Below are 12,761 nucleotides of genomic sequence, written 5' to 3' on the forward strand. Positions count from 1 at the left end.
CACAGAATATTATTTTTGGTTATCATCTAATGAGTTATTAATAGGTAGTATTGTCATTAAATTGAAAATAATAATTATATTTACTATGTAAAAGAATTACATTTGCTAACTTTTATATGTAATTATGGACAAGAATCAAGCATTTGAATATTATGTAGTTAAATTGCTGGAATGGTATTATGAGATTGCTGGCAATAATGGGAACAATGACTTAAGTACTCTAAAAGTATTAAAATTATTGTTTTTTGGCTCTGCTATAAGTGCAGAGGAAACAGGGATAGATACATTGCTTGATGGACCATTTAATACATTTTATGCTATGCCGTATGGACATGTTGAAAGTGAAATTTATGATTCAATTAGAAGAAAAGAATTTCATAATTTAACAATTAATAATTCAAGTTCAAATATTGATCTTACTTTAATATTTCCAGAAGGAGAAATTAAAAATCAAATAAATGTAGCGATACAAAAGCTAAAAGAAGCAAATTCAAAATTAATTTTAATGACACCTTTTGAGCTTGTTGAACTAAGTCATAGATGGTATTCTTGGCAGTTTTATTTTAACAAGGCTCAAAGAAATGGTTCTTATAGTGAACTTATTCCTGCTCAAATGATTAAATTGGAACAAAAGTTCTTCAGTTTATAATTAATTATTTATACAAAGGAGAATGAGTTTTATAGATAAAATAATTTCTAAAATTAGTGTTTTTGAGGAGAGAATAACTGAGTTGGAAACAAAATTTAGTAATTATCAAGTAGCTACTACAAATTCAGAAACTTTATCAACTTTAGAAACTACACCGGTTATAGAAATTCCATTAACCGAAATAGAAGAAGAACTGTTTATACAAAGTGTTGATATATCTGTAATTGACATTATAAAACAACTTGCTTTCTCATTACTTTCAGGAGAATACATTTCTATTGTTAATATTATTGAAAGTTTAGAAGCAATTGAAAACACTGTAAAAGATTTCCCAAATAAAACCAACTCACTACCAACTAATTTACAAGTTAAAATATTTGAGTTTTCTTCTAGTGTTAATATGTCAATTGAGGGATATATAATTTTTATTAGAGATATTTCTAATGTTTATTCTAATGATAGATTAGATTTTTTATTTTCACATAATAATCAGATTGAAAAAATAATAAGAGAAAGTAACCTGTCTAGTAAAATAGATAGTGTGACTGATTATTTTTTCTATTTGATAACTTTATCTAGAATTGATCATTTTCCGTCAAATGAAAATAATTACATTTCTAGTTTATTTGATGTTGAAAAAAGAATTAAAAATCTTGATTTGCAAGAATATTCGGCAATTACAAAAAATGTATTTACAAAAATTAGTTTTTTAAAACATAAATGGAAATCAAGAAAGTTTAATGAAAATCCAACTTCAATATTATATGAAGAAGATGGAATAATAAAAAAAATAGAAGATTTTAAAGATGATAATAATGCTAAACTAAAAGAATGGGCTGACATTATCGAAACTCAGTATGAATTAATATCTAGAGATTGGAAATATATTTTACAATCAAGGATAAAAGATTACAAAGGTGAAGAAAATTTTGATAGACTTAAAACTTTAGAAATACACCAGCTAATAAAGTATTACAAAGACGTTAAACCTAATTATTCAAAATTAAATGAGATAAAAAAATATCTAGAAAAAAAAATTGAACTATCAATTAATAAGTATGATAAATATGCTTCTAGTGTTTCATATAATTATTCATTAAATAATTGTTTTTCATTATTTCTTATTAACCATGATGATTTTGAAAATGTTAAGGATGAATACTCTAAAATAAATGAGGGTGTAAAAGGAAATGTTAATAATTTCTTTTTGCAGTTTAAGTATTTAGAATTTGTAACAAAATATTTACTAACAAAGATTAATGATGATGAAAAAGTAAAATACATTGAAAAGTATGAAAGTATAATTGAAAATCATTGCAAATCTGAAGTTGAGTCATATTTTGATAAAAAAGAATGGTCAAAATCTAATCACAATTATGTTTTTATACTACCTTTTAATGAATGTTTGGTGCCAACTAGTGAATTAGATGGATTGAATAATATTTTTTATGCATCCTCCTTCGTTTTGCCTCCTTCAATTGAAAAAATGGAGAAAGATTTTAATGAGATAAAAAATGACTTTGACAAAATAAATCTGTATATAAATACAGGAAAATATTTTAAAAAAGAAATTGAAAAAATAGAGAGTTTAAATAATGAATTAGATAAGAAAGATTTTAAGTCTATTGAGATCATCAGTATTTTTACTGCTATAATAACCTTTGTTTTGGCTTCAATTCCTTCCTTTAAATTTGTAGACAATGTTTGGCAAGCATTGTTATTTATGCTCTCATTAGCTTCTGCATTAGGTATTTTTGTAGCGCTGGTGCTGTTTGCTACAAGAGGATTTAAAAACAATGTTGGCGGAATCATTTATGCCATAGTTTTATTTTTGATAGCTTTCGTTGGTTATAATTCTCTCGCAAGTTTTGAAAAAAAGGAAGTAAAATTCAGTAAGAAAATTAATAAAGAATTAGATTCAATAGCTCTCATAAAAGTTGATTCTATTTTGAAGAAAAGAAACAATTAAAAAATTCACTACTTTTTAATTAATTAAACCCAACCTTTAATTAAAAAGATTGGGTTCTTCTCAACTCAAAAACCAATGATAATCTCCATTACCAATTAGTGTTTTTTGAATACCTTGAGTAAAATCAAATGCATTCACATTCCTATCAAGAAAAGTATCAATGTAACTACTTTTGTTGGCTTGTGTAAAGAGATTATACACATCCCATAAGTTTATATCCCCTTGCTGATTTCTGCTAAAACTTGCATCCTCATAATAATCTTTGGCAATGGTATTAATATGACTATCTGTAAAGTTCAAACATGGAATAACCGATTTGTCATTTTTTGGCAAATGTTGATATAATTTTGTTCTACCAATTAACTGAGCAAATTGATTTTCTGTCAAAGAGTGTTGAGATAACTCTTTCATTCCTAATAAATGTTTTTCAGCATTGTAATGTTTTATAACAGATAAAATCTTGCTTTGAAGTTCTTGATATGAATCAACTTTCATGTCATCTACAAAACCATCACTCCAAACACATAAGTTACAACAAACTTTATTTTGAAACCCAATGAAAAATTTGAATTTTTCAAATGTCTTTTTACTGTATAGATTCTCTAGATTATAACTTCTTACTCCTCCAATTGTAAGAGCAATTTCATTACCATTAATAGTGTCTACAATACCAGGAACTCTAATAATGAAAGCCATTCTTTCAAAATATTGAGTTTTTTCGTGTTCCAATAAATCATTGACATTTTTATGAATTGCTCCTGGTGTTCTACCTTTAATTTGATGGCTTACTCTAATTTCTGGTTTGTCAAAATTGGTGTTTAAAAACACTCTTGAAAGAGATTCCTGAGCAATCTCTATAAATTCCTGATGTGCAATTGTTCTTTCATTATCTTTTGAAAATACAGGTATAACACAGTTATTCTTTAAGTGATCCAGATTGATTTCTGTAGTATTAGCCTCAATAAAAGGTTTGTTAGGAAATTGTGTGACAATTGGGATAATATTTCTTTCAGATTGAGTCGTACCAGGAATTGTATATATACTATCATGCCTTACAGGTGTTAATTTATATGTTTCCTGGTTCTTTTTCTGCTCAATTGTGGTGAGTAGTGCTTCCATTAGGACTAAATGTTTTAGGGGTTAATAATAATTCTTTTGAGTTAATAGTATCGTTCTGAAGTTTGAAATCATATTCCAATAATTCTCTCCAATTGCTATATTGATTGTAAAGAATTTTTAATTCCTCAACTGTCTTTGTAGTTTTGATCTTTTGTCTTGCATCTTGCAAATTAGTTCCACTATTGCACCATTCCAAGATCTTTTTTCCGGTGTAAGAATTTATTACAAATTCAGGCTTCCCCATAAACAAGCCAGTTCGATCCTTACTTGACACGGCAAAATGCTTGATGTCGATTTCAAAGACTAAAGTAAATTCATAATCTAAATCATTTCTTTGAATGGCTTTTAATCCAACTTTTTCAGGAATAAATTTCCCGTCTTTTTGATTCAAAACATAATCTTGTTTTGTTCTCATAGTAGCTATAATATGAGCATCTGCCTGCAAAATTTTATCAATGAAAGCATTTTGTCTTGGTGTTACTTTTGCCCAATTGGTAAAAGAGTTACCTGCTAATGAGCTATGATAATCTAATAGTTCTTCCCATGATTGAGAAATAGAATCAATAATTATAACCTCCATTCCTGCTTTTTCACACACCTCAATTGCTTTGATGTAATTTTCTGGTGTAAATGGTGGTTTTAATGAAAGCACATTATATTGTCCTAAATGAGCATATAAATCTGCACTTCCATTTTCACTGTCAATCACTGCTACTTTACTAAAATCACCATTAGTTAATCCTTGTGAAAGTAATAGACTTGAATAAGTTTTACCACTTCCTGATGAACCTTGAAGAGCCATTTTTATTTTAGCTTTCTTCCTTTCTGATTGTCTTAATTGCATATTTTCAAATTTATTGGTTGTTAATAATTTCTTTAACTGCTTAATTTTTAAATGAAAAAAGGTTAATCTCAATATGAAATTAACCTTAGTAAAATGAATTTTATTTAATAATTATAAATCAATGAATTTTCTATTTTCCATATCTAAATCCTCATTTGAGAATTCCTTTAGATAATTCATTGTAACACTTACATCTGCATGACCCATCATTTCCGAAATTTTTTCTATAGGAGTTCCTTTCATTTTTAAGATCGTAGCAAAACTGTGTCTGGCAACATAGGAAGTTAGTTTAGCATCTATACCAACTAATTTTGCAATTTCTTTTAATTTTGAATTATAAGTTCTTAGAACTCTTTGCTTTCTATAATCAATTTGTTTTGGGGTTAAATCTTCGTGTAATAAAATTGGAAATACATATTTAGTAGGTCTATTTTGCTCTTTGTAATATGTTAAGATTTTAAGTGTATTTTCAATTATTTCTATACTAAACTTTCCTTTTGTTTTTGATCTAGTGTAATGGATTCTATTATTTTGAATATCTGAGAATTTTAGAGTCATCATATCTTTAAAATTCATTCCCCTAGTATATATCGAGAACATGAAATAGTTGTAGGCATCTATTAAATGTTGATGTTTACTTAAATCTACATCCCTGATTTTCTTAAACTCGTCTATTGTTAAAGCTCTTTTGGTTACATTAGATTTAAGTTTTGAAACTTTATAATTTTCAAAAGGATAAGGTTCTTTTGTGATAAGCTGTCTACTCCTGGCTTTATTGAATAAAGCTTTAAGTCCTCTCATTTTAAATGAAATACCACCATTTTGATTGCCATTTTCTCTTAGATAAACTTCATATTTTTCTAAAAAAGCCGATGTTATCTCTTTAAATTTGATTTTCTTTCCTTTAAATTTAATCAATGAATCTCTTGTGCTTTGATAGGCTTTGGCATTACTAATATTGCCTGATCTATTCATCTCATCAATAATTTCATTAAAGAATTCAATAACATTTGCATTTTTTTCTATATTATTTTTTCCTCTAAATTTTACTTCAAAATCTTCCAATGTATAATTTGAATTATCTAGTTGATAATCTCTAATAATTTGATTTGCTCTAGATTTAAAATTTGTTAGTAAGTCATTTTCAACTTTATAATCCTTATGTTTTTTGTTGAATTGCTCATTTTCAAAATGTTCTTTTAAACATTTTAATCCTAAACTTAAGTTCTTTTTTTTTCTGTCTTTTATTATTCTTAGATATACTCTGTGGTAACCATTAGACATAGGTTTACTATCAAGTACAAATTTTACAGTTGTATTTGTCATATTTTTAAATTTTAAATTCCGAAAATATACTGCCCCAGAAGAGAGGCAGTATTACATTAATTGCAGTAATTACATACTTACATTACAGCTTTCTGTAGAGTCCTTTTTTGATTTTTTTAGTGAATCTCTTATTTTGAAATTGCACTAATTTGTCATCAATTGTTCTTATAGGAATACCCATTTTTTCCCCTACAGCAATTGCATTTTGTCTTGTGAAAGGACTATTTAAGCTGTCTAAAATCTCTTCATCTTGAGCAGATAAGATCCCTGTTTCTATTGTGTCAAAAGTAAATTGAGAATGTCTTAGAAGCGTAGCTGTTAGTGATAAAGCATTTAAAAAATCTCTATTGTTGCAAACTAAAACTTCATTTGATGTTATTATATCTTTATTTCTTAACGCAGTTAGAATCATGCAAATTCTAAACATTATTAAGCCATGTCTGTTTAGGTTAGATAAGAAAGATGCCGTATGATTTACTATAACGTCTTCTCTTATGAATTTGAATCTCCTGGTAAATCTTTTTATTTGATTGTCAGTGAACTGAAATTCTATAGGATTTTCCAATTCTGTTAATTGACGATATAAATCAAATATTACTTTAGATAATTTTTCAAATGCCTTTCTATTGTCCTTTGATTTTATGGCAAAGACATCTTTAAATTCGGCAATTTCATCAAAACTGTAAATCAGAAATCTTGAAAAAAGACCATTATCTTTGGATTTCATTAACGGTTGTAATTGATTAGGAGTACCACTTATAACCATTGATAATTTAGGCTGATTTATTTCTTCAAAGACCTTTTCTATTTTTCTACTTATAGAGATCGGTTCATGGTGAAAAGCTTTTCTTAAAACGTCTGAATAATTACTCCAATCATTATTTAGCATATTAGAAAGAGTGTCGGCTTCAGATTCCATGATTAATAGTCCATGCTCTGAACTGCCAAGAAAAGAATACATTTCTGCCGTACTTACATTTGCAGGGAGGATCTTAATTTTGATGTTTGGACAAATGTCATTTTTACTGTCTTTACTTTTCTTTTTTTCACTTTCACAAAGTAACAATTCTGCTTTACTATCTTCTAGTATTTTATTATGAATGGGTTCAATTAAAATTCTTGAAAAATTCATCACACCTTTACCAGATGCAGGTGGTGCAATTATTAAAACATATAAATTGGCAAATATATCATCCCCATCATAGTAGCCTTTGATATTAGGTAGGCAGTCACTTAAAACTCCTAAGCTTGACATCAAAACAATATCTTTTTCTCTGCCTTCAAATGATTCAGTTATTAACTTTAAATCTTCTGGTAGGTTATTATACACCTCTTTGTTAATTAATCTTCTTTCCATCTTTTCCCTCTTTTAAATAATTATTCACTTCATCTTCTAAAACGAGAATAGACTTTATTTCATTCTTTGTCATCCAATCATGTAGATCAGATTTTCTAAAGTATAGTTTACCACCATTTGGTTTGTAAAAAGTTAAAGCTCTATTCGAAGTTAGTTTATACAGTAAACTTTCTGATACATCTAAGTAAACTAATGCTTCTTTAAAACTCAATATTTCCTTTTGTTGCAGATTTTGCTCACTTTGGAAATTTTGTCCCTTCATTGTATTTTTCATAATTTAAATATTATGATACCCTGCGCGCATTAAATTCAGGTATCTGATTTTCTGCTGCAATGTTAGATAATATAAAATGCTGATCTCTAGAAGCGTGACGAGAGTAGTGAGAGAAAGTGTGAGGATTATTTATAGTCAGATGTTAATTCTTCTAAATCCTTATTTAGTTCGATTATTTTAAAATTTAATTTAATCCTGTTCTTTGAAGATTCGTAATTAGTAGTGCTGAGTACAGTTTTCTGTTTGGTGAAAAATCTTTTACTTTTTGCAATTGAAGAAGTGCTCATATTGTCAAAAAGAGGTTTGATTCCTTCAAAGAAAGAAACTGCTAATTGATTATTGCAAGTAAAGACAATATTTTTTAAGGTAGATTGACTTGTGAATACATCAATAAAATCTTCTTTTGAAAAGCTTTCATCTATAAGTTCATGAAATATGCAAATGGCAAACAAGCTTGAGAAAAAAGCTCTTCTAATATTGTCATGTGGTTTAAAGGGAGAGTCTTTTAAATTTTGATTATATTCATTAATGTTGTCCAGAACTTTGTAATGATTTAGTTCTTGTTTAATGAGATTAAGATATTTAATTAGATATGGGAATTGTTTATTTCTGGAGTGTGACAATAAAAAATCATATTGCCTGTCTAATTTGTCTAAATAATTAGGGATAGATTGATTAGAAATGAAACAAATATTTATTCCATCTGCAATGACATCAAAGGACTTATAGATTAAATTAGAAAAATGGAATTTAATCTCATTCTCAAATGTATAAGTGTCGTATTCTATTTCTCCTTCATTATAGCAATCTTTATAAAATTGAATTTCATTCTTATCTTCATTAATATCTTTAATTCTAAATGCAAAAAACTCATTTTTAAAAGAACTGTAGAAGTATTGCAGTTTCTTATCTATATCAGTTTCTAAGAAATCGGACACTTTTTGGAAAGGATATGAATATGGAATAAGATTTGTCTTCATTGAGTGTAAATTTACAAAATGTTGCAGTATAGTTGCAGTCAAAAAAGAAAAGCACCTACAAATGTTATGTAAGTGCTTGATTTTAATCGTGGAGAATACCGGATTCGAACCGGTCACCTCTTGCCTGCCAGGCAAGCACTCTAGCCAAATGAGCTAATCCCCCAATGCGAGAGCAAATAAAGTCAATTATTTTTCAAAAAGCAAATTTCAAAACAGGTTCGGACGAAAATAATTACCAAAACCGTAACTTTACAATCAAATTTATATTTATGAGTTCAGAATATCAAAGCGGATCTTTGCAGACTACTATTCAAAATGCCGTTGCAACGGTACAATTTTGTCATCCTGCCAGTAATTCTTTTCCAAGACAACTGCTGGACAGGCTTACTTCCGAAATTAATGTATTAAGTAGTAATGAGACGGTCTCTTTAATTGTGCTGCAAAGCGAGGGAAGCAAGGTTTTTTGTTCAGGTGCTTCTTTTGATGAACTTCTTGCAGTGGAAAATGAGGAGCAGGGCAAAGCATTTTTCTCTGGTTTTGCTCATTTATTGAATGCGATGCGAAAATGTTCGAAAATTATTATGGGCCGTGTCCAGGGAAAAGCCGTTGGTGGAGGTGTTGGTATTATAGCCGCTTGCGATTATGCTTTGGCAACCCCCGAGAGTGCCGTAAAACTTTCTGAGCTGGCTATTGGTATCGGACCTTTTGTAATTGAGCCGGCTGTTTCGCGTAAAATTGGTAAAATGGCGATGGCCGAAATGACACTGGCTGCCCACGAATGGAAATCGGCAGAATGGGCGTTACAAAACGGGCTTTTTTCGGCGATTCATGAGGCTAATGAACTTGATGCAGCTGTGGAGGATTTTGCACAAAAATTAAGTTCCTATAATCCGCAGGCTTTATTCGAAATGAAAAAGATCATTTGGGAAGGAACTGAAAACTGGGAAACATTACTTGTGGAACGTGCTGCCATTACCGGAAAATTGGTTTTGTCTGATTTTACCAGAAAAGCTTTGACACAGTTTAAAAAGTAAATGTTTTAGTGTCAGTCCCGGTCTCAGTTTCAGTTTCGGAAAGTTGTCAAAGCGATCATCATAAAAACCGATATTTTTGTGCGTTTAATATTTTGCCGCAGATTTCAGGATTGTAAGGATTAATCATTTAGATCTGCGAAATCTGTGGCAGATAGAACAAAGCTAAAAAAACACCCAAAAACGGTTATTAATTTGTAAATTTGCAACCTAAAATTCAAATCGATGAGTAATATCAGAATTACAAAACAATTTAGTTTCGAAACCGGTCACGCTTTGTACGGTTACGACGGAAAATGTAAAAACGTTCACGGGCACAGTTATAAATTATCGGTAACAGTTATTGGTTCACCAATCACAGACCGGTCTAATGTGAAATACGGAATGGTTATCGATTTTTCGGATCTAAAGAAAATTGTAAAAGAAGAAATCGTCGATCAGTTTGATCATGCAACTGTTTTTAATGAAACTACACCACATATCGAATTGGCAAATGAATTGAAAAATCGAGGTCATCACGTTATTCTAGTGGATTATCAGCCGACAAGCGAAAATATGGTAGTCGATTTTTCAGATAGAATCATTGCACGTCTGCCTGCCGGAATTTCACTTTTTTCCCTTAAACTTCAGGAAACCGAATCTTCATTCGCCGAATGGTTTGCGAGTGATAATGTTTAAATTCCAATAATAAAATTCCAAATTCCAAACGTTCGCAACTCATAACTCATAATTAATAACTCACAACTTAATGAAGAAAGTATATTTCGCTTCTGATCAGCATTTTGGTGCTCCGACTCCGGAGCTGAGTCTTCCCCGCGAACAAAAATTTGTAGCGTGGTTAGATGAAGTAAAACAGGATGCCGAAGCGATCTTCCTTCTTGGGGATTTGTTCGACTTTTGGTTTGAATATAAAACGGTGGTGCCAAAAGGTTTTGTGCGTGTTTTGGGAAAACTGGCTGAAATTCGGGATAGCGGAATTCCAATTTATTTTTTTGTTGGAAATCACGATTTGTGGATGAATGATTACTTTCAGACGGAACTGAATATTCCGGTCTACCACGACAATAAAGAATTCACTTTTAATGGAAAAACGTTTTTAATTGGCCACGGAGACGGAAAGGGACCCGGGGATAAAGGTTATAAACGAATGAAAAAAGTGTTTACCAATCCTTTTTCCAAATGGCTTTTCCGTTGGTTACATCCTGATGTTGGAGTAAGTTTAGCTCAATATTTATCAGTTAAAAACAAACTTATTTCGGGTGATGAAGATGTGAAATTTTTAGGGGAAGAAAACGAATGGCTGGTTTTGTATGCCAAGCGTAAACTTGAAACCAGACATTATAATTACTTTATTTTCGGTCATCGTCATTTGCCAATGATTATTCCGGTTGGAGAAAATTCCAATTATGTAAATCTGGGTGACTGGATCGGATATTTTACTTATGGTGTTTTTGACGGAGAAACTTTTGAGCTGCAAAAATTCGAAAAATAATTATTTTTTGGCTGCCGGATAAATTCCGATTTTATGTGTTCTTAAAGAATAACTGGTAATCGGAGCCTTATTGGATTGCTGAAAATGAATAGCTTTAGAATCTTGCTTCGGCATATGGCATTCCACACAATTATTGGCCAGCATTTTTTTCGAAAGTGTTTTTACAGTTGCTGCTTTGTGTTTGGTTTCCTGATGGCAGCTCATGCAAATTTTGGAATAAGAGGCAAGATTCTGCGAGGCATCCTGATGCGGATTATGACAAGACATGCAATCCATAGTAGGACTTTTTTTGAAACATTTACTCTGCGAAAGCAAACCAAGCTGATTTCCATGCACATCATAATTTAGGGTGTCCGGTGTACCCGGTCTCTCCCTGAAATAATCCGTAAGGCTTTCTCCGGGCTTGAATTGAAATCTTGATTTTAGCTTCATTTTATCATTTCCCGAATGGCATAAAGCGCAGGCGTCTATTTTTTGCTGCCTGTTCAGATTCCTGAAAGCTACAATGTCCTTAGCGATTTTTAAATCCGGAAATTTTAAATGGGTCTGAACGTGTTTTTTGGCAGGGCCGTGGCAGCGTTCGCAATCTATTCCGTATAGCAATGTTTTTTTGTTCATGAATTCTTCCACTTCCATTGTCATGAAAGTAATGCTGTCCGAACTTGTAGTGATATACCGGCTTGCGATATTAGAACTGTGGCAGGCAAAACATTCCTTGTCAATTTCTCTCTCAAAATTGGGAATTGTAGCAGAATATCCGGGACTTGTCGCCCAGCTGTTTAAAGATTTATAATAAGAGATGGGTAATTCGTAAGTAAAATGATTTTTCCAGTAAGCACTTGTCTGCGCATGTTTAGTTCCAAAAAGAATCTCAAAAGGATACGCTTTTGCTTCTTTTCCATTTTTATATAAAACCTGATAAAGACTGTCGTTGCGTTCTTCCATGACAAGTTTGGTATTCTTGTCATAAACGAAATTATTTTTGCCATTGCTAAAGTGACCCAGAATATTTTCTTTGGTTGCGGGAGCAGAAGCTTTGAAATGTGAAGTATGAAAAGTAGATTCGTATTGCGCCTGATGACATTGAATGCAGCTTTCTGAACCTGCATAGTCGGTTCCGCGCGGATCAATGTATTCGTCAGATTTGTTGGTGCAGTTTGTGAGTAAAACTGCCAAAACAACAATCGCAAAAAGAAACCCTGTTTTTTTCATTGAAGTAAATATACTTTTTTTAGTTTAAATCTAAAATATATTTTTATAATGAAAAATAACTGTTAAATACTTTAGAATGCTTCTTAGTTTAGGCCAACGCCGTAAACATATTCTTCCAGTTCAATTTTGAATAAAGAACCTTCAACTAAATCTTTAATGGATTTTAATTCTTTCATTGAAACCGCTAAATCAATTTGTGCACAGGGTGTTTTGAGCAAAAATTTATGGCAGGAGTTTTTCAATTCGCAAGATTCACAACACGCATTTTCAATGAGACTGTCCTCAATCAAATCACAAAACTGATTCAATTCTGCAACTGTAAAATAGAAACCGGTTTCTTTAAAAACCAATTGTATTTTCTCTGATATCACTTCTTTTCCGTTCTTCCAGTAAAAAGCTATTCCAAAATTGTTGTGGTAAATTTGTTCAATTTCTCTCATCGTAAATCTTTTATTTCAACAAATATAAATATTATTTATATTAATTCTAAATAAAAAAATCATAAAAT

13 protein-coding genes and 1 tRNA gene are annotated in these 12,761 nt (G+C 30.5%); 5 read left to right on the forward strand and 9 right to left on the reverse strand.

Annotation, left to right across the window (positions count from 1 at the left end):
* The first annotated feature begins 124 nt into the window (after nucleotides 1-124).
* Nucleotides 125-649, forward strand: coding sequence for a hypothetical protein (locus HAV12_RS02760; protein WP_171568366.1), 525 nt, complete (start codon nucleotides 125-127; stop codon nucleotides 647-649).
* A 22-nt stretch (nucleotides 650-671) separates the two neighbouring features.
* Nucleotides 672-2,618, forward strand: a complete 1,947-nt coding sequence (locus tag HAV12_RS02765; RefSeq protein WP_171568367.1) for a TIGR04086 family membrane protein — start codon at nucleotides 672-674, stop codon at nucleotides 2,616-2,618.
* Nucleotides 2,619-2,678: 60 nt separating this feature from the next.
* Here the strand turns inward: HAV12_RS02765 and HAV12_RS02770 are convergent, their stop codons facing one another.
* The 7 genes from HAV12_RS02770 to HAV12_RS02800 form a co-directional block, all read right to left on the reverse strand.
* Nucleotides 2,679-3,737 carry a DUF3871 family protein gene (locus tag HAV12_RS02770; RefSeq protein ID WP_171568368.1) on the reverse strand — a complete coding sequence of 353 codons (1,059 nt, stop codon included), beginning with the start codon at nucleotides 3,735-3,737 and terminating at the stop codon, nucleotides 2,679-2,681.
* Entirely contained in the window at nucleotides 3,712-4,581 is an 870-nt protein-coding gene (locus HAV12_RS02775; RefSeq protein WP_171568369.1) for an AAA family ATPase, read from the reverse strand. Before HAV12_RS02775 ends, HAV12_RS02770 begins: the two co-directional genes overlap by 26 nt.
* Before the next feature lie 111 nt (nucleotides 4,582-4,692).
* A complete protein-coding gene (locus tag HAV12_RS02780) occupies nucleotides 4,693-5,907 on the reverse strand; it encodes a site-specific integrase (RefSeq protein ID WP_171568370.1) in 1,215 nt (404 codons plus the stop codon).
* 82 nt (nucleotides 5,908-5,989) lie between these two features.
* Nucleotides 5,990-7,264 (reverse strand): DUF3987 domain-containing protein, encoded by a 1,275-nt coding sequence (locus HAV12_RS02785; protein ID WP_171568371.1) that lies wholly within the window; start codon nucleotides 7,262-7,264, stop codon nucleotides 5,990-5,992.
* Complete coding sequence (locus tag HAV12_RS02790; RefSeq protein WP_171568372.1) at nucleotides 7,245-7,538, reverse strand: helix-turn-helix domain-containing protein; 294 nt, start codon at nucleotides 7,536-7,538, stop codon at nucleotides 7,245-7,247. The genes HAV12_RS02785 and HAV12_RS02790 overlap by 20 nt, the downstream gene beginning before the upstream one ends.
* Nucleotides 7,539-7,663: 125 nt before the next feature.
* Complete coding sequence (locus HAV12_RS02795; protein WP_171568373.1) at nucleotides 7,664-8,518, reverse strand: hypothetical protein; 855 nt, start codon at nucleotides 8,516-8,518, stop codon at nucleotides 7,664-7,666.
* Between the two features lie 89 nt (nucleotides 8,519-8,607).
* Nucleotides 8,608-8,681: transfer RNA gene (locus HAV12_RS02800), tRNA-Ala, on the reverse strand.
* Between the two features lie 106 nt (nucleotides 8,682-8,787).
* Between HAV12_RS02800 and HAV12_RS02805 the strand changes: the two genes are divergently transcribed.
* The 3 genes from HAV12_RS02805 to HAV12_RS02815 all read left to right on the forward strand — a co-directional run bounded on the left by HAV12_RS02805 (nucleotide 8,788) and on the right by HAV12_RS02815 (nucleotide 11,041).
* Nucleotides 8,788-9,552, forward strand: coding sequence for an enoyl-CoA hydratase/isomerase family protein (locus tag HAV12_RS02805; protein ID WP_171568374.1), 765 nt, complete (start codon nucleotides 8,788-8,790; stop codon nucleotides 9,550-9,552).
* Between the two features lie 222 nt (nucleotides 9,553-9,774).
* Nucleotides 9,775-10,227 carry a 6-carboxytetrahydropterin synthase gene (locus HAV12_RS02810; protein WP_132037325.1) on the forward strand — a complete coding sequence of 151 codons (453 nt, stop codon included), beginning with the start codon at nucleotides 9,775-9,777 and terminating at the stop codon, nucleotides 10,225-10,227.
* Nucleotides 10,228-10,297: 70 nt separating this feature from the next.
* Entirely contained in the window at nucleotides 10,298-11,041 is a 744-nt protein-coding gene (locus HAV12_RS02815) for a UDP-2,3-diacylglucosamine diphosphatase (protein WP_171568375.1), read from the forward strand.
* Here HAV12_RS02815 and HAV12_RS02820 read toward each other — a convergent pair whose 3' ends face one another.
* Entirely contained in the window at nucleotides 11,042-12,253 is a 1,212-nt protein-coding gene (locus HAV12_RS02820; RefSeq protein ID WP_171568376.1) for a cytochrome c3 family protein, read from the reverse strand.
* 83 nt (nucleotides 12,254-12,336) lie between these two features.
* Nucleotides 12,337-12,693, reverse strand: a complete 357-nt coding sequence (locus HAV12_RS02825) for a hypothetical protein (RefSeq protein WP_171568377.1) — start codon at nucleotides 12,691-12,693, stop codon at nucleotides 12,337-12,339.
* Between the last annotated feature and the right edge of the window lie 68 nt (nucleotides 12,694-12,761).

Source organism: Flavobacterium sp. CLA17, assembly GCF_013112255.2.
Classification (GTDB): domain Bacteria; phylum Bacteroidota; class Bacteroidia; order Flavobacteriales; family Flavobacteriaceae; genus Flavobacterium; species Flavobacterium circumlabens.

Coding starts and splice junctions, on each gene's coding strand:
- HAV12_RS02760 (WP_171568366.1), top strand. CDS start 125: ATGGACAAGAATCAAGCATTTGAATATTATGTAGTTAAATTGCTGGAA.
- HAV12_RS02765 (WP_171568367.1), top strand. CDS start 672: ATGAGTTTTATAGATAAAATAATTTCTAAAATTAGTGTTTTTGAGGAG.
- HAV12_RS02770 (WP_171568368.1), bottom strand. CDS start 3,737: ATGGAAGCACTACTCACCACAATTGAGCAGAAAAAGAACCAGGAAACA.
- HAV12_RS02775 (WP_171568369.1), bottom strand. CDS start 4,581: ATGCAATTAAGACAATCAGAAAGGAAGAAAGCTAAAATAAAAATGGCT.
- HAV12_RS02780 (WP_171568370.1), bottom strand. CDS start 5,907: ATGACAAATACAACTGTAAAATTTGTACTTGATAGTAAACCTATGTCT.
- HAV12_RS02785 (WP_171568371.1), bottom strand. CDS start 7,264: ATGGAAAGAAGATTAATTAACAAAGAGGTGTATAATAACCTACCAGAA.
- HAV12_RS02790 (WP_171568372.1), bottom strand. CDS start 7,538: ATGAAAAATACAATGAAGGGACAAAATTTCCAAAGTGAGCAAAATCTG.
- HAV12_RS02795 (WP_171568373.1), bottom strand. CDS start 8,518: ATGAAGACAAATCTTATTCCATATTCATATCCTTTCCAAAAAGTGTCC.
- HAV12_RS02805 (WP_171568374.1), top strand. CDS start 8,788: ATGAGTTCAGAATATCAAAGCGGATCTTTGCAGACTACTATTCAAAAT.
- HAV12_RS02810 (WP_132037325.1), top strand. CDS start 9,775: ATGAGTAATATCAGAATTACAAAACAATTTAGTTTCGAAACCGGTCAC.
- HAV12_RS02815 (WP_171568375.1), top strand. CDS start 10,298: ATGAAGAAAGTATATTTCGCTTCTGATCAGCATTTTGGTGCTCCGACT.
- HAV12_RS02820 (WP_171568376.1), bottom strand. CDS start 12,253: ATGAAAAAAACAGGGTTTCTTTTTGCGATTGTTGTTTTGGCAGTTTTA.
- HAV12_RS02825 (WP_171568377.1), bottom strand. CDS start 12,693: ATGAGAGAAATTGAACAAATTTACCACAACAATTTTGGAATAGCTTTT.